Here is a 25,605-nt window from a genome sequence, read left to right on the forward strand (position 1 = left end):
TGGGCGGTGGGCATCATAGGCAGTGAAGAGAAGCCTGTCCTTCAGACAATTCTGAACAAATGTGCGCGCCCCCTGTAGGAACGCGGGCTATCCCCTACCCCAACTTCGACACAATGTCGTCTTTGATCAACAACCGTTTCTTCTTCAGCTTCTCCACCTCTTCATCGCCGGCGCTTGCTGATTCTGCCTTCAGCACCTCCTTGTCAGCGTCGTCGTATTGAGTGAGCAGCGAGTCCAGGCGTTTGTCATTTGCCCTGCGTTCGTGAACGACTTCCTTGCTGAACCCCAAGTCCTGATACAGGTCGTGTTTCACTGGCATGGCGTACCTCCGCAAGTTGATCAATGGCTTACGCACTAGAAGCTAGACCATTGCGAGGGGTCTTGTCATGTTCAAGGTCAATACATCCCCGTTCGTCGCAACACAGGCGATGGGATCAAACCTTTGGCGCACTGTGCCCTCCACTGTAGATCGCCACCCGAGGGAGACCGGTTCATGAAGCAAGCTGCCACCGCCGTCGACACCCAATGCATCAACACAATCCGCACCCTGGCCATGGATGCCGTACAAAAAGCCAATTCCGGCCATCCCGGCACGCCCATGGGCCTGGCCCCCGTGGGGTATACGCTGTGGAGTCGTTTCCTGCGCTATCACCCCCAACACCCCGACTGGCCCAGCCGCGACCGTTTTGTATTGTCGGTCGGTCATGCATCGATGTTGCTGTATTCGTTGCTGCACCTGGCAGGCGTGGTGGAGTTGGATGCTGATGGCGAGCGCACCGGCCAAGCCGCTGTCAGCCTGGACGATATCAAGCAGTTTCGGCAGGCGGGTTCGAAAACCCCCGGCCACCCCGAGTACCGCATGACCACCGGTGTGGAGACCACCACCGGCCCGCTCGGCCAGGGCTGTGCCAACAGCGTCGGCATGGCCATTGCCGAGCGCTGGCTGGCCAAGCGGTTCAACCGTGAAGAAAAAACCCTGTTCGACTACAACGTCTACACCCTGTGCGGCGACGGCGACATGATGGAAGGCATCAGCGGCGAAGCGGCGTCGATGGCCGGGCATTTGAAGTTGGACAAGCTGTGCTGGATCTATGACAACAATACCATCAGCATCGAAGGCCACACCGAGCTTGCGTTCAGCGAAGACGTGATCAAACGTTTCCAGGCGTATGGCTGGCACACCCTGCACGTGACCGATGCCAACGACTTGCAAGCCTTGGGCAATGCCTTGGAGGCCTTCCATTGCAACCGTGGCGCACCGACCCTGATCGTGGTCGACAGCGTGATCGGCTATGGCTCACCGCACAAACACAACACGGCCGCCGCCCATGGCGAGCCTTTGGGCGAGGATGAAATCCGCCTGACCAAAGCCGCATATGGCTGGCCCGAGGACTCCAGCTTCCTGGTGCCCGATGACGCCCGCACGCACTTGCGTGATGCGCTGCTGGACCGCAGTGAGCCGCTGTATGAAAAGTGGAACGAGCACCTGGCGCAGCTTGAGCAGTACGAGCCGGAACTGGCCGATGAATTGCGCCGTATGCGGGCCGGGGAAATGCCCGAACACTGGCAGAAACATCTGCCCAGCTTTGACGCCGACGCCAAGGGCATCGCCAGCCGTGCCGCCGGCGGCAAGGTGCTGAATGCGTTTGCCGAGCAAATCCCGTGGTTGCTGGGCGGCTCGGCGGATTTGTCGCCTTCGACCAAGACTAACCTCACGTTCGAGGGTGCCGGGCGCTTCAGCGCTGACGACTACACGGGGCGCAACCTGCACTTCGGCATCCGTGAACACGCCATGGGCGCCATTGCCAATGGCATGGCGTTGTCCTACCTGCGCCCGTACACCTCGACCTTCCTGGTGTTCAGCGACTACATGAAGCCGCCGATCCGCCTGGCGGCGATCATGGAGTTGCCGGTGGTGTTTGTCTTCACCCACGACTCGATCGGTGTGGGTGAAGATGGGCCGACGCATCAACCTATCGAACATCTGACCCAACTGCGCGCCACGCCGGGGTTGCTGACCCTGCGCCCAGGCGATGCCAATGAAACGCTGGCGTTGTGGACAGTAGCACTGGCGCAAACCCATCGGCCGAGTTGTGTGGTGTTGTCGCGTCAGCCATTACCTACGCTGGATCGTAGTAAGTATGCCGCCGCATCGGGTGCTGCCAAGGGTGCCTATGTGCTCGCAGGTGCCGATCATCCTGAGGTCTTGCTGCTGGCGACGGGCAGTGAAGTCAGCCTCGCGGTGGACGCTTACGAACAACTGAAAAGCGAAGGGATTGCCGCGCAAGTGGTCTCGATGCCCAGCTGGGAACTGTTTGAAGAACAGGACCAAGCCTACCGCGACAGCGTGCTGCCGCCAGCGGTGAAAGCACGGGTGGTGGTGGAACAGGCGGGCCCATTGGGCTGGGACCGCTACGTCGGTCAAACCGGAGCCAAGGTAGTGATGAACAGCTTCGGCGCATCGGCACCGTTGGCCAAGCTGCAGGAGCAGTTTGGGTTCACCGTGGACAACGTGGTGAAGCAGGCCAAGGCACAAATCCACCTGACTCAACAGTGATCAACCTGTGGGAGGGGCGGTGCGACGATTCGACTTGCCCCCGATGGCGATGGTTCAGACACTTATTTAGTTGACTGACACACCGCTATCAGAAGCAAGTCGAATCGTCGCACCGCCCCTCCCACACTTGATCTGTTTTGATTGCTAGATCAGCTCTCGGGCCAGGAATGGTGCGGTGCGGCTGGTCTTGCTTTTAGCAACCTTCTGCGGCGTACCGCTGGCAACCACCTTGCCGCCCAAATCCCCCGCGCCCGGTCCGATATCGATCACCCAGTCACTCTGCGCCACCACGCGCATTTCATGCTCCACCACAACCACCGTATGCCCCGCGTCCACCAGGTGATTCAACTGGCTGAGCAAGCGGTCGACATCCCGTGGGTGCAGCCCGGTGGTGGGTTCATCCAACACATACAGCGTGGCGCCTCGGGCATTGCGTTGCAGCTCGGTGGCGAGTTTGATGCGCTGCGCTTCGCCGCCGGACAGTTCGGTCGCCGGTTGCCCCAGGCGCAGGTACCCCAAGCCGATATCGCGCAGCACCTGCAATGAACGCAATACGCCGGGCTGTTCGGCGAACACCTCCACGGCCTGCTCCACCGTCAGCCCCAGCACCTGGGCGATGCTCAAGCCTTGCCATTTAATCGCCAGGGTCTCGGGGTTGTAACGCGCGCCATGGCAAGTCGGGCATGGCGCGTACACGCTGGGCATGAACAGCAATTCAACACTGACAAACCCCTCGCCCTCGCAGTTCGGGCAACGGCCCTTGGCAACGTTGAAGGAGAACTGCCCGGCATCGTAGTGGCGTTTTTTCGCGGCAGGTGTGGCGGCAAACAGTTTGCGCACGTTGTCGAACAAGCCGGTGTAGGTCGCCAGGTTGGAGCGCGGCGTGCGGCCGATAGGTTTCTGGTCGACCTGCACCAGGCGGCGGATGTGCTCCAGCCCCGCGCTGATACGCCCACCACTGGTTTGCGGGGCATCATCTTCCAGGCTGGGCTCCTCGTCGTTGTCCAACACACGTCCCAGCCCGCTGCCCACCAGCTCCAGCAGTGCCTGGCTGACCAGGCTGGACTTGCCCGACCCGGAAATCCCGGTGACTGCCGTGAAGCAGCCGAGCGGGAAATCGACGTTCAAGCCGTCGAGGTTATTGCGCGTCACACCTTCCAGTTTCAGCCAGCCCGTGGGCTCGCGACGCACCGGGTTTGCCACGCGTTTTTCAGCGAACAGGTACTCACGGGTCTGCGACGCCTCCACCTGCGCCAGCCCCGCCGGCGGACCGCTGTACAGGACTTGCCCGCCATGCTCACCGGCGGCCGGGCCGACGTCGATCAGCCAGTCGGCGCGGCGCATGGTTTCCAGGTCATGCTCCACCACAAACAGCGAATTACCCGCCGCTTTCAACCGCTCGAGCGCCGTGAACAACGCTTCGCCATCCGCCGGATGCAAACCCGCCGAGGGCTCATCCAGCACATAAATCACACCAAACAACTGCGAGCCCAATTGGGTCGCCAGGCGCAAGCGCTGCAACTCACCGGATGACAAGGTCGGCGTACTGCGCTCCAGGGACAAATAGCCCAAGCCCAAGTCGGTCAAGGTGCTGACCCGCTCGAGCAGGTCCTGGGCGATACGCTGCGCGGCCAGGCGCTTTTCCACCGACAGTTTCATTTTGTCCTGCCCCGCCGCCACCGGCCGCAACAATTCAGCCAATTGCGCCAGCGACAATTGCGACAGCTCACCAATGTCGACCCCGGCAAACTTCACCGACAGCGCCGCCTTGGTCAGCCGCTTGCCCTCGCACAGCGGGCAGGCGCTGCCTTGCATATACTGCGAGACGCGCTTTTTCATCAGCGCACTTTGGGTGTGGGTGAAGGTGTGCAGGATATAGCGCCGCGCCCCACTGAAGGTGCCCTGGTAGCTGGGCTCGAGTTTGCGTTTCAACGCCTCGCGGGTTTGCTCGGGCGTAAAACCGGCGTACACCGGGACCGTGGGAGTTTCTTCAGTGAACAGGATCCAGTCGCGCTGCTTTTTCGGCAGCTCGCGCCAAGGAATGTCCACGTCATAGCCCAGGGTCACGAGGATGTCGCGCAGGTTCTGGCCTTGCCACGCCAGCGGCCAGGACGCCACTGCGCGCTGGCGGATGGTCAGCGACGGATCGGGCACCATCAGCGCCTCGGTCACTTCATAGACACGGCCCAGGCCATGGCATTGTGGGCACGCACCTTGGGGCAGGTTCGGCGAAAAATCCTCGGCATACAGCATCGCTTGACCCGGCGGGTAACTGCCGGCGCGGGAGTACAGCATGCGGATCAAGCTCGACAAGGTGGTCACGCTGCCCACCGACGAGCGCGCACTCGGCGTGCCGCGCTGCTGTTGCAGGGCCACGGCGGGCGGCAGGCCTTCGATGCTGTCGACATCCGGCACCCCGACCTGGTCGATCAGCCGACGCGCATAAGGCGCCACCGATTCGAAATACCGCCGCTGGGCCTCGGCGTACACCGTGGAAAAAGCCAGGGACGACTTGCCCGAGCCCGACACCCCGGTGAAGACCACCAAGGCATCGCGGGGAATATCCACATCGACGTTTTGCAGGTTATGTTCGCGGGCGCCACGCACGCGGACGAAGCCGTGCTGCTGGGCAGTGATCGGGGGGGGAGTGCGCTGTGAAGTCATGAACAACCTTGTCTGACGCTGAGCACGCTGCGTATCCGTTGCGCCAGGGCTTCGGGGCTATAGGGCTTGCTCAACAGGTGAATATCGGGGCTCAGCAGGTGATTGCTGGAGAGAATGTCGCGGGTGTGGCCGGAGGTGAACAGCACCGCGACCGGCGGCGTCTGCGCACGAGCCCAGGCGGCCAGGTCGGTGCTCTTGATGCGGCCGGGCATCACCACGTCGGTGAAGATCAGCTCGGGTTGCACGCCGGCTTGCAGCATGTGCATCGCACGGTCACCGTCTTCGGCCGTGAGCACGGTGTAACCCGATTGTTCCAGCAACTCCACGACCGTCGCGCGCACGTCTTCATTGTCCTCAACCACCAAGATGGTCTCGTGGCCATTGGCATGCGACACCGGCTCGGCGTGGGCTTCCTCAGCTTCGTCACCGAGGCTGCGCGGGAAATACATTTGCACCACCGTACCCTTGCCCTCCTCGCTCCACACCTCGACATGCCCACCGCTTTGGCGCACGAAGCCAAACACCATGCTCAGGCCCAGGCCTGTACCGTGGCCATTGCGCTTGGTGGTGAAGAACGGCTCGAATACCCGCGCCAGGATAGCCGGCGGCATTCCTACGCCGATATCAGTGACAGCCAGGCGCACATACTCACCGGGCTTGATACTTTTACCGGCACAATCGCCGGGATTGAGGATGATGTTCTCGCCGGTGATACGAATCACGCCCTCGCCTTTCATGGCATCCCGCGCGTTGATGGCCAGGTTGAGCAGTGCGTTTTCCAGCTGGTTGCGGTCAACGTTGATGCACCAGGAATCCTGAGGCAATTGCACGTCGATATGGATGGTTTCCCCCAGCGCCCGTTGCAGCAGTTCGCCGAGGCCCGCGTAGATGCGTTGCGGGTTGTACACCGCCGGTGACAAGGGTTGGCGACGTGCGAAGGCGAGCAATTGTGACGACAGCTTGGCACCACGCTCCACCGCCGCAATGGCCGCCGCAACACGACGCTGCACCTGGGGGTTGTCCGGTTCATGGCGCGACAGCAGGTGCAGGTTGCCGGCGATGACTTGCAGCAGGTTATTGAAGTCGTGGGCCACGCCGCCGGTGAGGCCGCCGATGGCTTCGAGTTTTTGCGATTGGCGCAGTTGGTCTTCGGCAGCAGAGCGCGCCTGCACTTCGTCGGCGACCCGCTGTTCCAGGTTGTGCGTCAGTTCCTGGCGCACACGCTCGGATTTCACGTGCTCGGTGGTCTCAGTCACGATCACTAGCACGCCGGCGGGTTGCTGGTTGTCGTCAGCCACCGGACTGTAGGAAAGATCCATCCAGACTTCTTCCGGTTGGCCGTTACGTGACAACTCCAAGGGAAAGTCACGGTACGACAACGTGCCACCGGCAAGGCATGTGTCCAGCACATGCCGATTGAAATCGGCCACTTCCGGCCAGCCCAGTTCCACCGGTTTGCCCAGCAGATACGGGTGGCGACCACCGGCAAACACGGAGTAACTGTCGTTGTAGATCATGTACCCCACCGAGCCCCAGAGCATCACCATGGGCATGGGTGAGGCCAGCAGCATCTGCACCGTGCTGCTCAGGCTGCAAGGCCACTTGTCAATCGGGCCCAACTCGGTGGTCGACCAATCGAAGGCGCGGATTCGCTGGGCCATTTCACCGCCCCAGCCTTCGCAGCCGTGGGTATTGGATAAAAATTGCATGTTGGGCTCTTGGCGACGTTAGCGTTGTTGGGGAGCGCTGTTCCACTGGTAAAGCGTTGGAGCCTGGCCGCAATGAATCGTTTCATTTGCGTATAGCTTATCCGTGGCAACCGCTGCAAGGCCTCTTCAGTGGAAATCGCGACTGCGCACAGGGATCCCTTCCAACAGCGACGTCAGGTCGGTCAAGCGCCCGGCGATCAGGTGTCGCACTTCGCCCACCGCCTCCCAGCGCCCATCCACTTTCAGCAACCGCGAGCCCACCAGCGCTTGGCGTTGACGCTCGGCAAGATCACGCCAGACCACCACATTGAGGTTGCCGAATTCATCTTCCAGGGTCACGAAGGTCACCCCGCTGGCGGTACCGGGGCGTTGCCGTCCGGTCACCAAGCCGGCGATGCTGACGTTGCGCCCATGCTCGACCAGCATCAGTTCCTGCGAGCTGCGGCAGCGCCGTTTGCGCAGCTCGGTGCGCAACAACGCCAATGGGTGTGGGCCCAAAGTCGTGCCGACAGTGGCGTAGTCGGCCTGCAGGTCCTCGCCCACCGTCGGCGCCGGCAGTGCCACCACGGCTTCATCGGGGCTTGGCAGGCCAGCGAACAGCCCGAGTTGCTTGTGCACCCCCGCCACCTCCCAGCGCGCCTTGTGCCGGTTGTCGGCCAGGGCGCGCAAGGCACCGGCATCCGCCAACAATGCCTGGGTGCGCGCATCCAGCCCGGCGCGCGCGTCCAAGTCGGCGATGTCGCTGAACACCCCGCGTTGGCGCGCCGTTTCGATACGCCGACCCTCCTCTTCGCGTAACCCCGCGATCATGCGCAAGCCCATGCGAATCGCCGGCTGCGCGCCGTCGATGGGCTCCAGGCTGCAATCCCAGTCACTGGCCTGCACATCCACCGGGCGAATCTGCAAACGATGGCGCCGCGCATCCTGCAGGATCTGGTCCGGGCTGTAGAAACCCATGGGCCAGCTGTTGATCAGCGCACAGGCAAACGCCGCCGGCTCATGGCATTTGAGCCAGCAACTGGCGTAGGTCAGCAAGGCGAAACTGGCTGCGTGGGATTCGGGGAAACCATAGCTGCCAAAGCCCTTGATCTGCTCGAAGATCTGCGCGGCAAATTCTTCGCTGTAGCCGTTTTTCAGCATGCCGGTGCGCAGGCGCTCCTGGTGCGGTTCCAGGCCACCGTGGCGTTTCCAGGCCGCCATGGAGCGGCGCAGTTGGTCGGCCTCGCCGGGGCCGTAGTCGGCAGCGACCATGGCGATCTGCATCACCTGCTCCTGGAACAGTGGGATGCCCAGCGTGCGCTCCAACACCACCTCCAGCTCCGGTGACGGATAGGTGGTTTCCTCTTCCTTGTTCCGCCGCCGCAAATACGGGTGCACCATGCCGCCTTGGATCGGCCCCGGCCGCACGATGGCGACCTCGATCACCAGGTCATAGAACGTCTGCGGCCTGAGCCTGGGCAACATCGACATCTGCGCCCGCGACTCGATCTGGAACACGCCGATGGTGTCGGCCTTGCTGATCATCGCGTAGGTGGCCGGGTCTTCCTTGGGAAGGCTCGCCAAAGAAAAATCCCGGTTGCGATGGCGGCGCAACAGATCGAAACAGCGGCGGATCGCGCTGAGCATGCCCAGGGCGAGGATATCCACCTTGAGCAGGCCGACGGCATCGAGGTCGTCCTTGTCCCACTGGATGATGGTGCGCTCGGCCATGGCGGCGTTTTCCACCGGTACCAGGGTGTCCAGCGGGTATTCGGAAATCACAAAGCCGCCGGGGTGCTGGGACAGGTGCCGGGGAAAGCCGATGAGTTGTTGGGTGAGCGTGAGCACGCGACGCAGGATCGGGCTTTGCGGGTCGAAGCCGCCCTCGCGCAAGCGCTCCAGGGGCGGCGCGTCGTCACTCCAGCGCCCGCAGCAGTCGGCCAAGGCGTTGATCTGGTCCGGCGGCAAGCCCAGGGCCTTGGCCACATCCCGCACCGCGCCGGCCGCGTGGTAACTGCTGACCACCGCCGTCAGCGCCGCGCGGGTGCGGCCGTAACGCTGGAACACGTACTGCAGCACTTCTTCGCGGCGCTCGTGTTCGAAGTCCACGTCGATGTCCGGCGGTTCATTGCGCTCCTTGGACAGGAAGCGCTCGAACAGCATGCTCGTCAGGCTCGGGTCGATCTCGGTGATCCCCAGGGCAAAACACACCGCCGAGTTGGCCGCCGAGCCCCGGCCCTGGCACAGGATCGAACGGCTGCGGGCGAAGCGCACGATGTCGTGCACGGTGAGGAAGTAGCTTTCGTAGCCCAGCTCGCTGATCAGCGCCAGCTCTTTGTGGATCTGCTGCAAGGTGTGGGCGTCGACACCCTGCGGCCAACGCTGGGCGATGCCTGCTTCGGTCACCGCGCGCAGCCAGGATTCGGCGTCGTGGCCCTCGGGCACCAGTTCGCGTGGATAGTGGTAACGCAACTGGCTCAAATCGAACGTGCAGCGGCGGGCGATGGCCTGGGTTTCGTCGAGCAAGGCGTGCGGGTACAGCGCGGCCAGGGCGTCGAGGCTGCGCAGATGCCGCTCGCCATTGGGGTGCAGGCGCGTGCCGGCCTCGGCCACCGGCACGTGATGACGGATGGCGGTCATGGTGTCCTGCAGGGCGCGGCGGCCACGCGCATGCATGTGCACATCGCCGCAGGCCACGGCCGGAATGCGCAGGCTGGCGGCCAGGTTCAGGCGTTGTTCCAGGCGGTGCGCATCGTCCTGGCCGCAATGCAGGTGCACCGCCAGCCACAGCCGCTCGGCGAAGGTGCGGCGCAGCCATTGGATCGAGGCCTGGGTGTCGCTGTCTTCAGCCACCCACAGCGCCAAGAGGCCGGGCAGCGGTGTGTCGAAGTCCTCCAGCAACAGGCGATAGCTGCCTTTTTCTGCGCGCCGTCGGGCCAGGGTGATCAAGCGACACAGGTGCTGGTAGCCGCTGAGGTCTTCCACCAGCAGCACCAGTTTCGGGCCGTTCTCGATGCGCACTTCGCTGCCGATAATCAGCGGCAGCTCCACGGCCTTCGCCGCCTGCCACGCACGCACGATGCCCGCCAGGGTGCACTCATCGGTGATCGCCAGGGCACTGTAGCCTTGGCGTTTGGCCCGTTCGAACAACTCCAGCGCACTGGACGCGCCGCGCTGGAAGCTGAAGTTGGACAGGCAGTGCAGCTCGGCGTAGCTCATGCAAACCAGCCTTGCAGCCACAGCCCATCGTTCTGCCCCACGGTGCGGTAGGCCCAGCCTTGCTGGCCGGCGCGGGTCTGGATCAGGTAGTAGTCGCGGCGCACATCGGCGCCGTCCCACCAGCCGGACTCGATGCGTTCCGGGCCCATCAGGATATGCACACCGTGCTCGGCCAGCAGTGTGGGCGTGCTCAGCAGCCAACCCGGACGGTGCACGTTGTTCAGGGGCGGGCACGGGTGTTTATCCGTCGCCGCTTGCCAGGCGCATTCGGGGCGGTGGTCGGCGTGAAAGCGCAGGCCTTGCACCGCCTCATCGCCCAAACGGGCACGCAGGCGTTCGCGCAATTGCGCCCACGGCAACGTCTGCTGCGGACGGTCGTCGAACAGGTCCTGGCGTTGCGGCACGAACACCGGCAAGTCCTGGGCCACCAGGCGAACACCGCGCACCGGCGAGGTGACTTGGACGTGCTCCAGACGGCCACGGGCCAATTCAAACAGCATCGCCGGTTCGCGCTCGGCGCTGAGCAGGCCGACCTTGATCACCGTGTCGGTTGCCTGGGCGTGTTCCAGCTGCAGGTCGAAGCGTTGCACGCCACTGTCACGGCCACACAGGAAGGCGGACAGATCGCCAGTCAGACGTCTTAGCGGAAACAGCAGCGCCTGGTGGGATTGCACATCGAAATTCAGCTCGATGCGCACATCGAACCGGTCGGGCGGCTGGTAAAACGCCAAGGCCAATGGGCGCTGCCCGCTCAATGCATCCAGATGCTTGAGCAGGCTGGCATCAAAGCGGCGCGCCAAGGTGTGCCGGGGCAACGCCTGCACCTGGGCCAGGGTGCGCAGCCCCATGCGCGACAAGGCCGTGGCGGCCTGCGGGTCAAGGCCGGCGCGGTCAATGGGCAGCGGCCCCAGGGCCTGCATCAAGCCGTCATCCTGCACCGCCAGGCCATCCTCGATATTCGCCAGCGCCCGCGCGGCGGCGGGGTTGGGCGCAGCGACAATGCGGTGACGAAAGCCCAGTTCAGCCAGCTCCTTGCGCAAACGCGCTTCGAACTGCGGCCACGGCCCGAACAGACCCAGGCTCGACTCGATTTCGAACAACAAGGCCCGTGGATAATACAGGCTGACCTGGGAGCTGAACTGGTAGGCCCAGGCGGCGAGGAATTGTTGGTGGCGTTCGATCTCGGCGGGGTCATATTCGGCGCTGGCAAAGGTCTTGGTCAGGGCCTGCGCCGCCGCCAGGGATTGACCGGGACGCAAGCCCAAGGCGCGGGCAGCGTCATTGACGGTTTGCAGGACGCGGCGCTGTGGCGTGCCGGCCAGCAGGGCCAGGGGTTGGTCCGGCTCGGGGTGCACACGCTGCACCCCGTCCAGCGCCAATTGCGGGAAGACAATACACACCCAGCGCATGGCAACCTCAGTGCCCCGCCAGCGCAATCGGCGCCGGATGGGCCAGCCCGCCCCGGCACTTGAGCACCCGCACTTGCGCGGGTTTCGCCTCGACGGCCAGGCGCAAGGCGGCGGGCGATGCATTGATCGCCTCACTCAAGGCGCGCCAGGCAAACGCCAGGGTCTGCCCGGTTTCCGCCGCAACTTGCAGGCGCCGCAGCGCCCGGTCATCGGCCTTGCGCGGCCAGCACAACACCGCGCCGCAACTGCCGGAGCGCAGGCACTGCTCGACGGCCCACAAGGCATCGCGCTCCTCGGCCTGGATCACTGAGAGCAGGCGCAAATCCACTCCGGCGTTCTGCCAGGCATGGGGGTACGGCGTGTACGGCGGCGCCACCAGCACAATGCGCTCGCCTGCCTTTGATAAGCGCGCCAGGGTCGGCAGCACCAGCTGCAACTCACCCACGCCGTCCTTGGCCATGAGGATTTCACTCAACGCCGCTTCCGGCCATCCGCCCGAGGGCAGCACCGCGTCCAGCGCCGCCAGCCCAGTGGGATAGACACTGGCCGGGGGCGCGGCGGGCCGGCCTTTCCACACGCGCCCGCCATTGAACAGCGTGTCCAGTGCAACGACGGCGCCCATCAACCTTGCCTCACCAAACCGCAAAACACGCCTTCAATGGCCAGGTCCTGATCGGGCCCGACCACGATGGGTTGATACGCGGGGTTGCGCGGCAGCAGGCGCACGCTGTCGCCGCTGCGTTCGAAACGCTTGATGGTCACTTCGCCGTCCAGGCGCGCCACCACAATCTGCCCATTCAAGGCCTCGGCACTGCGGCGTACGCCCACCAGGTCGCCGTCAAGAATGCCGTCTTCGATCATCGAGTCACCTTGTACCCGCAGCAGGTAATCCGGGGTTTTCGCAAAGGTAGACGGGGCCAGTTGCAGGCGGCTGTGCACTTCAGCATCGGCGCCGATGGGCAAGCCCGCGGCCACTCGACCGAGCACCGGCACATCCAGCCATTCCGGGCGTGCCGGTTGGTTGAGCAGCCGAATGCCTCGGGCCTGGTTGGGGTTGACCTCGATAAAACCGGCTTCGGTCAGCGCCAGCACATGCTTGCGCGCCACGCTGCGCGAGGCAAAGCCGAACGCCTCGGCGATCTCGGCGAGGCTGGGGGGCTGGCCTTGCTGCGCGATGCGGTCGCGGATAAAGGTCAGGATGGCGGTACGGCGGGGGGTCAGAGTCGTCATGGAGTACATTTGTACTCCTGTGGGAAATTTCTGACAATAGCCGCCAGTCGCTTGGGAGCCGACGAGCGTTATCGAAACGTCCCACATAACCGCCGGATAAGCTCTACTCCCCTCCCCTGAAAAGGTCCGCAAAGTCCCTCGCCTGACTACACAGTGCGAGGGATTGCAGATGGCGTTATTGGTTTGGGCCCCGGTTGATGGGGCGGCCTCATGATCGAATTGACCAGCCAAACCATTGGTTTTTTGGTACTGGCCGCCCTGGATTCAAAGACGCGAGACGTCGACTCCGTGATCAGCGACTTCAAGCGCTGCCTCAATCACTACGACGCCTGGGCGGAGAGCTTTTTCAGCTTTTCGGCGCTGGATATCGAGCAAGTCTTCAAGGTTGGACATGACGTGGCGCTGGTCGCGCCGATCAACCACTCCCTGTTTCCCAGCACCACCACCGCAACCTGCCAGGCCAACGGCACGTTGACCCTGGTGCATATGTTCCAGAGCGCTCGATTCGTGCCGATTGGCAATACGCCAGTGATGCTGCAACGCATCGACCCCAAGGGTGGCCCGCTGGGCGACCCCCTCCATAAGACCATCGGCCCCAGCGGCATTCTCGAAATCACGGAATGTGATCGCAACCAGCAGTACCGGGTCAGTTTCTACCCCAGCGTGTCCACAGCGCATTTCAAGGCGTTGTACGCCTCTTACCAGTCGGTTATCGAACCGCTGGAAGGCTGGTTACGCAGTGAATGGGGCACCACCTTCGAACCGTTGTGGAAGGGCTATTCCGAGGCCAACGTTCTCAAGCGCTACCTCTCACTGCATCAAGGCTACGCACGCGGGTTTGGTGAGGCGCTGTACTCACTCTGGGACAACATTCAGCAGATGCTGCAGTGGTTTTTGGACCCATTGGGGCATGCCGAAAAACTGCTGCATTACCTGTCCCAGGATGAATTTGAAAAGCTGTTGAAGCTCGGTACCGAAAGCCTTGCAAAGGGCTTGATGGTGCTGAGCGATGAGCCGCTGTTGTTCATCTATCTGTCGGCAATGGTCAGTTGGATGCGGATGTTGCCGCCGCCCTACATGAACGAGTTGCTGGGGGAAATCAGCGCCGAAGTATTGATCAATGTGGCGCTGTGTCTCGCTACCGCCGGGATGGGGATGGCGGTGCGCATCGGTACGAAGGTGCTGGGCAGCATCAAGTCTCAGCGTGCGCGCAGATGGTTGGAGCACATGGCTGGGCAGTTCGGGAAGTTTCGTGCGGATGATCACACGCAGGTGGCTAAGCCGATATTGCTCAGTAGCCAGGCAACGACGATCAAGACGATTCCGGCTGTGCCGTTGAAGGCTGGGGATCAGGTGGTTGCCAACCCGGTGCCGGTGGTTCGGGACAAGGCCAAGCAACGGACGGTGTTGGTGCGGCGGGAGCCTGTGGATGACGTGCCGGCTGTTGCTAAGAACCCGGCTGGAGAGGCGGCCGCGTCTTCGGACAAAACAGCCACTAACGGTTGCCCGGTGTCGATGGTCACCGGCGAGGAACTGCTGACGCTGACCGATGGGGCGTTGGACGGGTTGTTGCCGTTTGAGTGGACGCGCTTGTACCGCACCAGTGCGGTGGAAGTGGATTGTGGGTTGGGGTTTGGCTGGAGTCACTCGCTGGCGCATCGGCTTGCTGTTTCCGGCGACTCGGTTGTTTGGACCGATCATGAAAATCGCTCGACCACCCTGCCCTTGCCTTCCGTTTCTCGCCCCGCAATCACCAATAGCCTTGCCGAAGCGGCGATCTACTTGGGGTCGTTGCCTGATGAACTGGTGCTGGCGCAGGCGTCACGGTTCTACCACTTTCGCGACGGGGCGCTGACGGCGATCAGCGATGCGTATGACAACCGGTTGCGCATTTCCCGCAATTATCTGGGGCAGATTGAACGGCTGGATAACAGTGTCGGGCGTTCGTTGTTTTTGCGTTATGCGTCGGGGCGGATCGTGGCGGTGGATTATCAGATCCAGCGGGCCACGGGTCTTGAGCCTTTCGTCTGGGTGACGGAACAGAACGTTGTTTCCTACGCGTATGACGGTGCTGGGCGACTGGTTTCTGCGACTAATGCTGTCGGTGAACGCGAGGTTTATCGGTACGACGAACAGCACGTCATTCTTGAGCGTGGTTTGGCCGGTGGGGCGAGCTTCTTTTGGGAGTGGGAACGGGCTGGTAAGGCGGCGCGTTGTGTGCGGCATTGGGCCAGTTTCTCGCAGATGGACACGCGGTATGCCTGGGATGACAACGGGCAGGTCACGGTGTTTAACGCCGATGGCAGCCAGGAAGTCTACGTGCATGACCAGCGGGCGCGGCTGGTGCAGCGGGTGGATCCGGACGGTGCCGAGCACTTTAAATCTTACGATGAAAAAGGCCGGTTGACGGTTGAGCAGGACCCGCTGGGAGCGGTGACGGCGTATCAGTACGACGACGCCGGACGCTTGGTGGCGTTGTTTCCGGGAGAGGATGAGCCGACGACCTACGAGCATGACAATGGGTTCGTACGGGTTGTACGGCGTGGTGAAGCGGTTTGGAAGTATGAGCGGAATGATCAGGGGGATGTGACGCGCAGGACCGATCCTGACGGCAACGCTACTGACTACAGCTACAACAAATATGGGCAGCTGGTTGGGGTTTGGTATCCGGATCACAGCTGTCAGAAGTTGGTTTGGAATGAACGTGGGCAGTTGCTTGAAGAGCAGTTGCCGAATGGTGGGATCAAGCGTTATCGCTATGACGATCTTGGCCGGCAGGTGGCCCGGGAGGATGAACATGGGGCGCTGACCCAATATCAATGGGACAGTGTTGGGCGGTTAATTGGCGTTGTGCTGCCGGGCGGTGCGCTCAGGGAATACAGCTACAACCCCTACGGAAAAATCACTTCCGAACGCGATGAACTGGGGAACGTCACCCGCTACGAATACGCCGACGGCCTGCACCTGATCAGCCGCCGCCTCAACGCCGATGGCAGCCAGGTCAACTACCGCTACGACAACGTACACTTGTTACTGACTGAAATCGAAAACGAGGTTGGCGAGACCTACCGACTTCAGTACCACAGCAACGGCCTGATCCAGCAGGAAACCGGGTTTGACGGCCAGCGCACGGCCTACGTTTACGACCTCAACGGTAACCTTCAGAAAAAGACCGAACACGGTGATGACGGCAGTCAGCGGGTTACTCGTTACGAGCGCGACCACGCCGGTCGACTCGTAAGAAAAACCCTGCCTGATGGTGGTGTCGTCGACTATGCCTACGACCGTCAGGGCAATCTCCTCAGCGTCGAAGACGGCCACTGGGCCCTGGCCTACGAATACGACAAACAAAACCGCCTCACCGCCGAACACCAAGGCTGGGGCACCCTGCGCTACGGCTACGACGCTTGCGGGCAACTAACAAACCTGCGCCTGCCCGACAACAACCGCCTCACGTTCAAGCACGCTAAAGGTGGCCACCTCTCCACCGTCGAACTGAATGGCACGGTACTGACCTCACACCAATTCAACGCTGGCCGCGAACAACAACGTACCCAAGGCAAACTGCTCAGCACTTACCAACACGACCACCAGGGACGCCTGTTCAACCAAAGCATCGGCGATGCCGAAGGCCCGGTGTACCGCCGTCATTACGACTACGACAAATCCGGCAACCTCACCCGCCTGCTCGACACCCGCAAAGGCGAGCACCACTACCACTACGACCCACTAAGCCGCCTCACTCGCGCCGACCACTCCCAAGGCGAGCAAGAACGCTTCGGTCACGACCCGGCCGGCAACCTGCTCATGCAAAACCGCCCCGGCCCCGACATCGTGGCGGGCAATCGCCTGATGATCCAAGGCGACCACCATTACGACTACGACGCCTTCGGCAACCTCATCCGCGAACGCCGCGGCAAAGGCCATCAACTCGTCACCCAATACCGCTACGACTGCCAGCACCGCCTGATCGGCACTACCCAACCCGACGGCCAAACTGCCAGCTACCGCTACGACCCGTTTGGGCGGCGTATCAGCAAAACCGTCGATGGCCTTACGACCGAGTTCTTCTGGCAAGGCGACACACTCATCGCCGAACACCACGCGGACTGTCACCGCAGCTACCTCTACGAACCGGACAGCTTTCGCCCACTGGCACTGCTGGAAGGCTTCGGCCCGAAAGAAACCAAGGTCTACCACTACCAACTTGACCACCTCGGCACTCCACAGGAACTCACCGATACCGAAGGAGAAATCGTCTGGTCCGCGCACTACCGCGCGTACGGCGAAATCACCCGGCTCGACATAGGAAAAATCGACAACCCGCTGCGCTTTCAAGGCCAGTACTTTGACCAAGAAAGCGGACTGCACTACAACCGCCATCGCTACTACCATCCGGATATTGGTCGGTACCTGACTCCAGATCCGGTGAAGCTGGCGGGTGGGATCAACGCATATCAGTACGCGCCGAGTCCAACCGGATGGATAGATCCCCTAGGCCTAAGCTGTAAGAACACGAACTGTCCTGAAGGACCATATAGCGTAATAGTTCCAGGAGGAGGGTTAGTTGCACATGAGAAAGCAGGAGGACATTTAATGGAAAAACACATAGGTAGAAGCGACAAACAATTATTGGACCGTTTGAAGCAAGAGCCACACATCCCAGCCGCCTCGACTTTCCACGATAGAGCAACAGCAGAGCGGGAAATATCGACCATACTGGACAAAAACGAAGCTAAAATCGACCTTTTTTTAAAAGGAAAAAACAATCAAATAATCATCACTCAAAAAACTAAATACCCCGTAGGCACGAGCTTTAAAAAGAACAGCACAACAGCGGTTTCAGGAAAGGAAATTTACCTAATAATACGTAGAGCCCCTAACATGCATACTGGCTACCGAATTCATACTGGATTTCCAAACCCATGAACCAAGACTACCCCGAACTACAGCAGTTTCTTGCTGGCTACTTCAATCAAGACTGGGTTTATGACCACGAAAAAGCGGATGATGTTATTGACTTCTTCATCTCCGAATCATCTGAAGACACAATATTAGAAGTGCAAGCAGAACTGGATAAGCTGATGCGCAGCGGAAAGACAGAGCAAGAGCTTGAAGCTTACTTATTCAGCGATATCGGTTGCTACTATTATTATCTCAGTGAATGGCCCGACGGGATAACTTGGTTGAGGCATGTTGTATCAACCCTAAAAAGCAGAACCCCTCAAATGAAAAATGAAAAACGCTAAACGGCACCCAAGGAAGCAACACCCGCTCCCGTGGCGAGCGAGCTTGCTCGCGTTGGGCCGCGAAGCGGCCCCAGTGCAGGCAGTGGGTACTTTCAGGTCAAGCGGCATTGTCTGTTTTAGGGCTGCTTCGCAGCCCAGCGCAGGGCAAGCCTGCTCACTACAATGATCGTGCCCACTAATAAGCGGGGGTTACCAGCCTTCTTTAAGCATCCGCAATTCCAGATGCTGCAACAGCATGATGGTCTTGCCATCGGCAATCTCGCCGTTTTGCACCTTTGCCAAAGCCTCTTCAAAGCCCAGCTCCAGCACTTCGATATCTTCGCCCTCCTCTTCCAAGCCACCGCCAGTCCCAACCCGATCACCCGGCTGATATTCACCCATGAAAAAGTGAATCCGCTCCGTCACCGACCCCGGGCTCATGAAGGCCGCATAGATCTTCTCCACGTGCCCCACGCGGTAGCCGGTTTCTTCTTCCGCTTCCAGGCGGATCCGCTCTTCGGGGCTGGCATTGTCGAGCAAGCCGGCCGCCGCTTCGATCAGGTAGCCGTGGTAATCGTTGACGTACGTGGGCATGCGAAACTGGCGAATCAGCAGCACCGTGCGGTGCTCGCGGTTGTACAGCAGGATGGTCGCGCCGTTGCCGCGGTCGTACACCTCGCGGGTTTGGGCTTGCCAACTGCCGTCGCGGCGGCGCAGGTCGAAGCTGTACTTTTTCAGCAGGTACCAGTTTTCCGAAAGCGTCTCTTCGGCGGTGATGCGAACGGGGCTGTTGTCCATGGTGGGGTCTTTACTCAATGGAGTGATCGTTTTCACGCTTGTTTGATACGCGGCCAGGCGGCGGCGACGGCTTCAGCACTGTCCGCTTTGATGCGGGCCAGGTTGCGCGGGTATTCCACACCAGGGTTTTCCGTAAACCGCGTGGCCGTGAATTGCCCATTGCTGGCCCGCACGATGTAACCCGTGTCTTCGCACTGCGTCGAGGCGAGAAACAGCACGCCCGGCGTCACCCACTCCGGCTTGAGTTCATCCGGCTCGTCAGTCACACCCCACATGCGGGTCTTGGCCACCGGCGAGATCGCATTGACTTTGATCCCCGCATCCAAGCCTTCATGACTCAACGCGTTCATGATCCCTAATTGCGCCATCTTGCCGGCGCTGTAGGCCACCAGGCCGGTTTGCTCGTACTGCGCGTACATGGCGCGGTCGGAGGTGGTGAGGATGATGCGCGGCGCCGATGAGTGCAGCAGGTGCGGCCAGGCGTGCTTGCACAGCCACAGCGGCGCGTAGAGGTTGATCGCCATGGCACGCTCAAGGAACGCGGCGTCGAGGTCTGCGATGTTCTGGTAACCCACCCAGCCGGCGTTGTGGATCAGGATATCGAGTTGGCCGAATGCCTCGAGGGTATACGCAATCAGTTGCTCGCAGCCCTCGTTCGTGGACAGGTCACCCCCGTGGCCGATCACCGTCAGCCCTTCGGCCTGCAAGGCCTCGGCCGCTGCCAGAACCACCGACGCATCGCTGCCTGCACCGGCAGTGTCGGCGCCGATATCACTGATCACCACGCGCGCACCGCCCAGGGCCAGTGCCCGTGCATAGCTGAGTCCCAGCCCGCGTGCACCGCCGGTGACGATAGCGGTTTTGCCTGTGAAATCCATGTGCTTGCTCTCCTGTTCGGCTGCCCACCCTAACAACCCGTGCACCGTTTGTTCAATGCTGTAACACTTTGCAAGCAATCCCGGTGGACGGCTGTCGAATTAATTCCTGCCTCTGCAAACCATCTGGTAAAACCCCTGCTTCACCTTTTTCCAGGAACCTTCATGTCTTCACGTTTTCTGTCGCGCCTGAGCCTGCGCTGGTTTCCCCTGCTGTGCATGGCACTGTTGATCGTCGGCCTGCCGGTGGGTTGCGCGATGCTGCAACACAAGGAGCGCGAGCTGGTATTTCGCATCGAACCGGGCACCGCCAGTTGGTACAGCGGCTTGCCCAAGGCCGTGCAGGAATTCGAACTCAAGCCCGCCAGTCTCAAATCGGGGCAGAACATTCATGGCTGGTGGTACCCGGCGGACAACAAGGACGCACCTGCGATTCTCTACCTGCACGGCGTACGCTGGAACCTCACAGGGCAGCTGTTTCGCATCGAGCAATTGCATGCGCTGGGCTACTCGGTGCTGGCCATCGACTATCGTGGTTTCGGCCAAAGCCGCGGCGAGCTGCCGTCGGAAACCACGGTGTACGAAGACGCGCGTATCGCCTGGGAGCGTTTCCAGGTGCTGCAACCCGATCCGCAAAAACGCCTGATCTACGGGCACTCGCTCGGTGGCGCGGTGGCCATCGACCTGGCTGCAGAACTGGGTAAACAGATGCCGTTGCCCGTACGCGGGCTGGTGATCGAATCCACCTTTACCTCGCTGGCGGATGTGGCCACCGCCGTAGCGAACACCTCTCTACCGGTGCGCTGGCTGCTGTCGCAGAAATTCGATTCCATTGACAAGATTGCCGACATCCATATGCCACTGCTGGTGGTGCATGGCCTCGACGACCGCTACGTACCGCCGCGCTTCAGCCAACAGTTATTTGAAGCCGCCCGGGAACCCAAACGGCTGTTACTGGTGCCCGGCGCCAGCCATAACAACAGCATGAGCCTCGCCGGTCGCAGCTATGGCCAGGCGTTGGAAAAACTGATGCAAGCGAAGATGCCGGCCCAGGTGGTCACGCACTCCACAGGTCGCAGCGGCGACTCATAAAAACGCTTTTCGGCACTGGGTTCGCGCTTGCCTGTCAAGCGCAAACCCAGCCCATGCTGGGCCAAATCAGAAGTTGATCAAATATTGATCTCGGCTTAAATCGCCAACCCTGCCGGGGCTTCGCAAAGTTATCCACAGAGATACCCACGGTTTTCGTGGACAACTCTTTTTATATTTTTACGTTTTTTTTGCTCAATAAACGCTTTCAGGAAATGTACCCGGCAACAAAATCTCGCGATTCACATCGCGTATATCGTTATACCCACATAACGCCATCGACACGTCCAACTCACGGGCGATGATCTGAAGCGCCTTGGTCACACCCGCTTCGCCCATCGCACCCAAGCCATACAAATGCGCTCGACCGATCATGGTGCCTTTGGCGCCCAACGCCATCGCCTTGAGCACATCCTGACCGGAACGAATGCCACCATCGAGCCACACTTCAATGCGCTCACCCACTGCCTCCACAATCGCCGGCAACTGGCTGATGCTCGACGGTGCTCCATCCAGCTGACGGCCGCCGTGGTTGCTCACCACCAGTGCATCGGCGCCGGAGTTCGCCGCAAGGCGCGCGTCTTCCACATCGAGGATGCCCTTGATGATCAACTTGCCGCCCCAGCATTGCTTGATCCACGCCACGTCGTCCCAGCTCAGGCGGGGGTCGAATTGCTGGGCCGTCCAGGAAGAGAGCGAACTCATGTCGGCGACACCTTTGACATGCCCGACAATGTTGCCAAAGCCACGCCGCTGGGTGCCGAGCATGCCCATCACCCAACGCGGCTTGGTGGCCATGTTGAGGATATTCGGCAGGGTCAGTTTGGGCGGCGCCGACAGGCCGTTGATCAGGTCTTTGTGGCGTTGCCCGAGGATCTGCAGGTCGAGGGTCAGCACCAATGCGTCCACACCGGCAGCTTTGGCACGTTCTATCAATTGTTCGACAAAGGCGCGGTCGCGCATCACATACAGTTGGAACCAGAACGGCTGGCCAACCTGTTCGGCGATGTCTTCCAAAGAGCAGATGCTCATGGTCGACAAGGTGTAGCGCAGGCCGAACGCGGCGGCGGCACGGGCAGTCAGGATCTCGCCATCGGCATGCTGCATACCGGCCAATCCGGTCGGTGCCAACGCCACCGGCATGGCCACGTCCTGGCCGATCATTGTGGCGCGGATTGAGCGCTCATCGATATTGCGCGCCACGCGCTGGCGGAATTTTATGCGAGCAAAATCGCTTTCGTTGGCGCGGTAGGTGCTCTCAGTCCAGGAGCCGGAATCGGCGTAGTCGTAGAACATGCGTGGGACACGTTTTTGCGCCAGCTTGCGTAAGTCTTCGATGGTGGTAATCAACGACATCTAGGTCACCTCTCCCTGAACTGAATGCTGAGAGTAACCGCCCATCGGCCGTGCAACCAGCCATTGCGTTTATATAGGCGCGCGTCTAATCTCGCAGAAACCCGCATAAAGACGCAAAACAATGCACAACACTCATCACGCCATCGACCTGCCTTCTTTGCGCAAACAAAAGATCCTGTTGCTGCTGGAACGCGACGGCAAAGTTACCGCGTCGGAATTGGTCGAACACTTCGCCGTTTCCCAGGACACCATTCGCCGTGACCTCGGCGAGCTCGCTGCCGCCGGCCTGTTGCAACGTGTGCACGGCGGTGCCCTGCCCCGGCCGAAGGACACCGGCAAAGACTTCTTCACCCGTGTCGGCGAGACCAACGAGGCCAAGCGCCGCCTCGCACGCCTGGCCGCTGAACGCGTGGAAGAGGGCCAGATCGTGCTGTTCGATTCCGGCTCCACCACGTTGCAGATCGCCCAGTCATTGCCCCGCTCAATCCGCCTGACCGTGGTCACACCGTCGCCCATGATCGCGATCGCCTTGGCCGACCATCCCGATGTGAAGGTGATACTGACGGGTGGCCAACTCAACCCGGCGACCCTGTCCACCAGCGGCCACGAGACCGTACGCATGATCCAGAGCATCAAGGCCGACCTGCTGTTTACCGGTGTCTGCGCGCTGCACCCGCAAGTCGGTATCAGCTCGCTGCATTTTGATGAAGTGGCGGTCAAACAAGCCCTGCTCGACAGCGCCTCCCACGTGGTGGCGGTGACCATGGCCGACAAACTCGGCGCGGTGGAGCCCTTTGTGGTGGCTCCGTGCAGCCGCATTCACACATTGATTACCGAGTGGCACGTGCCGAGTGTGGAGGCGTATGAGCAATTAGGGTTGGAGGTGCTGCGGGTAGAGGTTGAGTGAGCAAAACAATAGCGTGTTCGCCCTTGACTGACCGAGCACTCACCAGCGCAACACCTTGGCCGCATCGCGCATGAAAATCTCGATGGTTTTAGGCCCCACGCCTTCGAATTCGCCCAGGCGTTTTTCAAAGGCTTCACGGTCTTCGCTGGCACTGCGCATCCGCGTGATCCGACCGGCGTACTCAGCGTTCAATTTGGCACTCAGATCCAACAGGCGCTGCGCGGTGGTTTCGTCATAGCGCACGTAATGGGCACGCCCCAGCATCGTGACCAATTCCCGCGAGGTGCAATGCTGCAACTTGCGCGCAGTGTCGCGCCCCTCCTCCTCGACGATCACCTTGTACGCCTGCGCCGCAATCGGTGCCTGGATGCGCTTGCCCATCAGGAAACTGGCCACAAACCACTTGAACAGGCTGGCGTCATCGTCAGGCTTGAGTTCAATGCCCAACTCCGAGGCGCTGATAGCACGGGCCATGCTCAGTGGCCCAGCTTGCGCTCGGCCTTGGCGGCCTGTTCGTTGATCGCATCCGTCTGGCGTTCGATGTCTTTGATCGAGGTGGGCGTGAGGACTTTATCGACGGTTTCGGTCTTCGGGTTCGGGCGTTCCAGGGTCTGGCCCTTGGCGGGTTTTTCCGTGCCTTTCTGAGCCTCTTCAGAGCTGATCGGCGCAGGGGTTTTGTCGGTGGTCATGGTCTATCTCCAAGTCATTGAAGGCCCACGAAAAAAACGCGGGCAGGTGTTCAGCAGAACTCAGTGAATTTGGATAGTTCAAGGAAATTGCGCGCGCCAACCGTCCAAGAAATAAGCGCAAATTAATTTAAACCTTTGCCTCCTGAGCCCAATCAACTCTCCCATATCCCATTGTTCGTTCACCCATCAGGAGACACTCGATCATGAGTTCACACCTCAACGGCAAAAAGATTCTGGTCATCACGTCCAACACCGGCATCGAGCGCGACGAACTGCTCAAACCGTTGGAAGCATTGCGTGGCTATGGCGCGACGGTGACACACGGCTCCAGCGATGGCGGCACCACCCAAACCTTCGTCGGCGACACCGAGAAGGACCAGACCGTAGAGTCCGACGCCAAACTGTCCGAGCTCTCGGGTGCGGATTTCGATGCGTTGGTGATCCCCGGCGGCACCGTCAACGCCGACACTCTGCGTCAAGATACGACCGCGTTGAAGCTGATCAATGAGTTCGTCAAAGCGGGTAAAACCGTGGCGGCGATCTGTCACGGCCCGTGGGCGCTGATTGACGCCGGCGTGATCAAGGGCAAAACCCTCACCTCCTACAAAAGCGTACGCATTGACCTGGAAAACGCTGGCGCTGCCGGGTGGGTCGATGCCGAGGTGAAGGAATGCCAGGCCAACGGTTGGACGTTGATTACGTCGCGCACGCCGGATGACCTGCCGGCCTTCAACCAGGCGATTGCCAAGGCCGTCGCCGGTTCATAACGCCGCTGAACGAAAACAGACGCCTCGATCGCGTAATGCCAGTCCGTTAAAACGTAGAAAAGGTAAAAAATAACCTGTGGCGAGGGAGCTTGCTCCCTCGCCACAGGTACAGTGTTTGCCCTTAATTGACTGGTATTAGCCTCGATGGCGCCTGTTTTTTTTCACTTATGGATTAACTCTTACGCTGCTCCGGCATCTCGCGTTTAGGCCCGAACATCGCCCAGGCGATCAGGCCAAGCAGCGGCACAAAGATCAGAATCACCAGCCACAGCCCCTTAGTCTCCCAGCCCCCGGTGCTGCGCAGGACGACATTGATTGCCCACAACTCCAACAGCAGCAGAATCACCGCCAAGCCGATCCAGATATATTGAATTTCCATGCTTCACCTCCTAGGTCGTATGCGTTAGGTCAAGCATCGGCGCCGAGGGTTCATTAAAATTTTCCGACGTGGTGGAATGCAACGCGTCTTGGGGCCCACCATGCAACCTGCACGACAGGCACTGTTGCTCATCATCGGTAGCCCATTGAATTACAACACGATTTCAAAAAGCTCAAGTTGGTACAGCTGATGCACTACTCCACTGGACGAGGCGTGCATGTCGACGCGCCCTGAGTTTTCCCGTGAGGTGTCACCCATGAATGCCATTGACCTGCTCAAAGCCGACCACGAACGCGTGAAGGCCCTGTTGACTCAACTGAGTGAGTCCACCGAGCGCGGGGTTAAAAAGCGCACTGAGCTGCTGGCCAAGCTCGAAGCGGAAATCAGCCTGCACACTAAGCTGGAAGAAGAAATCCTCTACCCGGCCTTCCGGAAGGCGGGCGGCAAGGAACAAGACATCATGTACCACGAGGCCAAGGAAGAGCACCGCACCGTCGACGCCCTGGTGCTGCCGGACCTGAAACAGACCGAGCCCTCGACAACCGAGTTTTCCGGCCGCGTCAAAGTGGTCAAGGAGCTGCTCGAGCACCATATTGAAGAAGAGGAAACCGACATGTTCCCGCAGGCTAAAAAACTGCTGGGCAAGGCGTTGCTTGAAGAGTTGGGCGCTGAGATGGAAGCCATGAAAGCAGCGCATAAAAAGTCGCAGTCGACCAAGCCAATGGCGGCTTGATCGCGGCATGACCAGAG

At 60.8% G+C, this 25,605-nt stretch carries 20 protein-coding genes; 7 read left to right on the forward strand and 13 right to left on the reverse strand.

Annotation, left to right across the window (positions count from 1 at the left end):
* Positions 1 to 94: 94 nt before the first annotated feature.
* Positions 95 to 319 carry a DUF465 domain-containing protein gene (locus tag QCBJ_RS10255; protein ID WP_102060728.1) on the reverse strand — a complete coding sequence of 75 codons (225 nt, stop codon included), beginning with the start codon at positions 317 to 319 and terminating at the stop codon, positions 95 to 97.
* A gap of 174 nt (positions 320 to 493) precedes the next feature.
* On the opposite strand from QCBJ_RS10255, the gene tkt reads away from it, so the two are divergent.
* On the forward strand, positions 494 to 2,557 hold the full coding sequence (tkt, locus tag QCBJ_RS10260) for a transketolase (RefSeq protein WP_102060729.1): 2,064 nt from the start codon (positions 494 to 496) through the stop codon (positions 2,555 to 2,557).
* A 144-nt stretch (positions 2,558 to 2,701) separates the two neighbouring features.
* Here the strand turns inward: tkt and uvrA are convergent, their stop codons facing one another.
* From uvrA to lexA, 6 genes are all read right to left on the reverse strand, one after another.
* A complete protein-coding gene (gene uvrA, locus QCBJ_RS10265) occupies positions 2,702 to 5,221 on the reverse strand; it encodes an excinuclease ABC subunit UvrA (protein ID WP_102060730.1) in 2,520 nt (839 codons plus the stop codon).
* Complete coding sequence (locus QCBJ_RS10270; protein WP_046034722.1) at positions 5,218 to 6,930, reverse strand: ATP-binding protein; 1,713 nt, start codon at positions 6,928 to 6,930, stop codon at positions 5,218 to 5,220. The genes uvrA and QCBJ_RS10270 overlap by 4 nt, the downstream gene beginning before the upstream one ends.
* Before the next feature lie 126 nt (positions 6,931 to 7,056).
* Positions 7,057 to 10,128 carry an error-prone DNA polymerase gene (locus QCBJ_RS10275; protein WP_102060731.1) on the reverse strand — a complete coding sequence of 1,024 codons (3,072 nt, stop codon included), beginning with the start codon at positions 10,126 to 10,128 and terminating at the stop codon, positions 7,057 to 7,059.
* Entirely contained in the window at positions 10,125 to 11,537 is a 1,413-nt protein-coding gene (locus QCBJ_RS10280) for a DNA polymerase Y family protein (RefSeq protein WP_102060732.1), read from the reverse strand. Before QCBJ_RS10280 ends, QCBJ_RS10275 begins: the two co-directional genes overlap by 4 nt.
* A 7-nt stretch (positions 11,538 to 11,544) precedes the next feature.
* Complete coding sequence (imuA, locus tag QCBJ_RS10285) at positions 11,545 to 12,159, reverse strand: translesion DNA synthesis-associated protein ImuA (protein ID WP_012724752.1); 615 nt, start codon at positions 12,157 to 12,159, stop codon at positions 11,545 to 11,547.
* Positions 12,159 to 12,776 (reverse strand): transcriptional repressor LexA, encoded by a 618-nt coding sequence (lexA, locus tag QCBJ_RS10290; RefSeq protein ID WP_102060733.1) that lies wholly within the window; start codon positions 12,774 to 12,776, stop codon positions 12,159 to 12,161. The genes imuA and lexA overlap by 1 nt, the downstream gene beginning before the upstream one ends.
* A gap of 201 nt (positions 12,777 to 12,977) precedes the next feature.
* On the opposite strand from lexA, the gene QCBJ_RS10295 reads away from it, so the two are divergent.
* Both QCBJ_RS10295 and QCBJ_RS10300 read left to right on the forward strand, forming a co-directional pair.
* Positions 12,978 to 17,696, forward strand: coding sequence for an RNase A-like domain-containing protein (locus QCBJ_RS10295; protein ID WP_102060734.1), 4,719 nt, complete (start codon positions 12,978 to 12,980; stop codon positions 17,694 to 17,696).
* The gene (locus tag QCBJ_RS10300) at positions 17,693 to 18,016 is read left to right on the forward strand and encodes a contact-dependent growth inhibition system immunity protein (RefSeq protein WP_102060735.1); all 324 of its coding nucleotides are present in this window, start codon (positions 17,693 to 17,695) and stop codon (positions 18,014 to 18,016) included. Before QCBJ_RS10295 ends, QCBJ_RS10300 begins: the two co-directional genes overlap by 4 nt.
* A gap of 189 nt (positions 18,017 to 18,205) precedes the next feature.
* Here QCBJ_RS10300 and QCBJ_RS10305 read toward each other — a convergent pair whose 3' ends face one another.
* Complete coding sequence (locus QCBJ_RS10305) at positions 18,206 to 18,793, reverse strand: NUDIX domain-containing protein (protein WP_102060736.1); 588 nt, start codon at positions 18,791 to 18,793, stop codon at positions 18,206 to 18,208.
* 32 nt (positions 18,794 to 18,825) lie between these two features.
* A complete protein-coding gene (locus QCBJ_RS10310) occupies positions 18,826 to 19,671 on the reverse strand; it encodes an SDR family NAD(P)-dependent oxidoreductase (protein ID WP_012724757.1) in 846 nt (281 codons plus the stop codon).
* Positions 19,672 to 19,833: 162 nt separating this feature from the next.
* Here QCBJ_RS10310 and QCBJ_RS10315 point away from each other — a divergent pair, with 162 nt between their 5' ends.
* Positions 19,834 to 20,760, forward strand: coding sequence for an alpha/beta hydrolase (locus QCBJ_RS10315; protein WP_012724758.1), 927 nt, complete (start codon positions 19,834 to 19,836; stop codon positions 20,758 to 20,760).
* Between the two features lie 192 nt (positions 20,761 to 20,952).
* Here QCBJ_RS10315 and QCBJ_RS10320 read toward each other — a convergent pair whose 3' ends face one another.
* Entirely contained in the window at positions 20,953 to 22,113 is a 1,161-nt protein-coding gene (locus QCBJ_RS10320) for an alpha-hydroxy acid oxidase (protein WP_012724759.1), read from the reverse strand.
* A gap of 121 nt (positions 22,114 to 22,234) precedes the next feature.
* Between QCBJ_RS10320 and QCBJ_RS10325 the strand changes: the two genes are divergently transcribed.
* A complete protein-coding gene (locus QCBJ_RS10325; RefSeq protein ID WP_102060737.1) occupies positions 22,235 to 23,020 on the forward strand; it encodes a DeoR/GlpR family DNA-binding transcription regulator in 786 nt (261 codons plus the stop codon).
* A gap of 39 nt (positions 23,021 to 23,059) precedes the next feature.
* Here the strand turns inward: QCBJ_RS10325 and QCBJ_RS10330 are convergent, their stop codons facing one another.
* A complete protein-coding gene (locus QCBJ_RS10330) occupies positions 23,060 to 23,494 on the reverse strand; it encodes a hypothetical protein (RefSeq protein WP_012724761.1) in 435 nt (144 codons plus the stop codon).
* Positions 23,495 to 23,496: 2 nt separating this feature from the next.
* Positions 23,497 to 23,709 carry a hypothetical protein gene (locus QCBJ_RS10335; RefSeq protein ID WP_012724762.1) on the reverse strand — a complete coding sequence of 71 codons (213 nt, stop codon included), beginning with the start codon at positions 23,707 to 23,709 and terminating at the stop codon, positions 23,497 to 23,499.
* A 203-nt stretch (positions 23,710 to 23,912) separates the two neighbouring features.
* On the opposite strand from QCBJ_RS10335, the gene QCBJ_RS10340 reads away from it, so the two are divergent.
* Positions 23,913 to 24,476 (forward strand): type 1 glutamine amidotransferase domain-containing protein, encoded by a 564-nt coding sequence (locus tag QCBJ_RS10340; protein ID WP_012724763.1) that lies wholly within the window; start codon positions 23,913 to 23,915, stop codon positions 24,474 to 24,476.
* A gap of 172 nt (positions 24,477 to 24,648) precedes the next feature.
* Here the strand turns inward: QCBJ_RS10340 and QCBJ_RS10345 are convergent, their stop codons facing one another.
* Positions 24,649 to 24,855, reverse strand: a complete 207-nt coding sequence (locus tag QCBJ_RS10345; protein ID WP_012724764.1) for a PLDc N-terminal domain-containing protein — start codon at positions 24,853 to 24,855, stop codon at positions 24,649 to 24,651.
* 256 nt (positions 24,856 to 25,111) lie between these two features.
* Between QCBJ_RS10345 and QCBJ_RS10350 the strand changes: the two genes are divergently transcribed.
* Entirely contained in the window at positions 25,112 to 25,588 is a 477-nt protein-coding gene (locus QCBJ_RS10350) for a hemerythrin domain-containing protein (protein ID WP_012724765.1), read from the forward strand.
* Positions 25,589 to 25,605 lie beyond the last annotated feature (17 nt).

Origin of the sequence: Pseudomonas sp. QC2 (assembly GCF_002859085.1) — a bacterium.
GTDB classification, from domain to species: Bacteria; Pseudomonadota; Gammaproteobacteria; order Pseudomonadales; family Pseudomonadaceae; genus Aquipseudomonas; species Aquipseudomonas petroselini.

Bases quoted from the DNA above. Each gene is read 5' to 3' on its own strand.
- QCBJ_RS10350 (WP_012724765.1), top strand. From the start codon at position 25,112: ATGAATGCCATTGACCTGCTCAAAGCCGACCACGAACGCGTGAAGGCC.
- QCBJ_RS10300 (WP_102060735.1), top strand. From the start codon at position 17,693: ATGAACCAAGACTACCCCGAACTACAGCAGTTTCTTGCTGGCTACTTC.
- uvrA (WP_102060730.1), bottom strand. From the start codon at position 5,221: ATGACTTCACAGCGCACTCCCCCCCCGATCACTGCCCAGCAGCACGGC.
- QCBJ_RS10255 (WP_102060728.1), bottom strand. From the start codon at position 319: ATGCCAGTGAAACACGACCTGTATCAGGACTTGGGGTTCAGCAAGGAA.
- QCBJ_RS10305 (WP_102060736.1), bottom strand. From the start codon at position 18,793: ATGGACAACAGCCCCGTTCGCATCACCGCCGAAGAGACGCTTTCGGAA.
- QCBJ_RS10270 (WP_046034722.1), bottom strand. From the start codon at position 6,930: ATGCAATTTTTATCCAATACCCACGGCTGCGAAGGCTGGGGCGGTGAA.
- QCBJ_RS10340 (WP_012724763.1), top strand. From the start codon at position 23,913: ATGAGTTCACACCTCAACGGCAAAAAGATTCTGGTCATCACGTCCAAC.
- QCBJ_RS10310 (WP_012724757.1), bottom strand. From the start codon at position 19,671: ATGGATTTCACAGGCAAAACCGCTATCGTCACCGGCGGTGCACGCGGG.
- QCBJ_RS10345 (WP_012724764.1), bottom strand. From the start codon at position 24,855: ATGGAAATTCAATATATCTGGATCGGCTTGGCGGTGATTCTGCTGCTG.
- QCBJ_RS10275 (WP_102060731.1), bottom strand. From the start codon at position 10,128: ATGAGCTACGCCGAGCTGCACTGCCTGTCCAACTTCAGCTTCCAGCGC.
- QCBJ_RS10315 (WP_012724758.1), top strand. From the start codon at position 19,834: ATGTCTTCACGTTTTCTGTCGCGCCTGAGCCTGCGCTGGTTTCCCCTG.
- imuA (WP_012724752.1), bottom strand. From the start codon at position 12,159: ATGGGCGCCGTCGTTGCACTGGACACGCTGTTCAATGGCGGGCGCGTG.
- QCBJ_RS10295 (WP_102060734.1), top strand. From the start codon at position 12,978: ATGATCGAATTGACCAGCCAAACCATTGGTTTTTTGGTACTGGCCGCC.
- QCBJ_RS10335 (WP_012724762.1), bottom strand. From the start codon at position 23,709: ATGACCACCGACAAAACCCCTGCGCCGATCAGCTCTGAAGAGGCTCAG.
- QCBJ_RS10320 (WP_012724759.1), bottom strand. From the start codon at position 22,113: ATGTCGTTGATTACCACCATCGAAGACTTACGCAAGCTGGCGCAAAAA.
- QCBJ_RS10330 (WP_012724761.1), bottom strand. From the start codon at position 23,494: ATGGCCCGTGCTATCAGCGCCTCGGAGTTGGGCATTGAACTCAAGCCT.
- lexA (WP_102060733.1), bottom strand. From the start codon at position 12,776: ATGTACTCCATGACGACTCTGACCCCCCGCCGTACCGCCATCCTGACC.
- QCBJ_RS10325 (WP_102060737.1), top strand. From the start codon at position 22,235: ATGCACAACACTCATCACGCCATCGACCTGCCTTCTTTGCGCAAACAA.
- tkt (WP_102060729.1), top strand. From the start codon at position 494: ATGAAGCAAGCTGCCACCGCCGTCGACACCCAATGCATCAACACAATC.
- QCBJ_RS10280 (WP_102060732.1), bottom strand. From the start codon at position 11,537: ATGCGCTGGGTGTGTATTGTCTTCCCGCAATTGGCGCTGGACGGGGTG.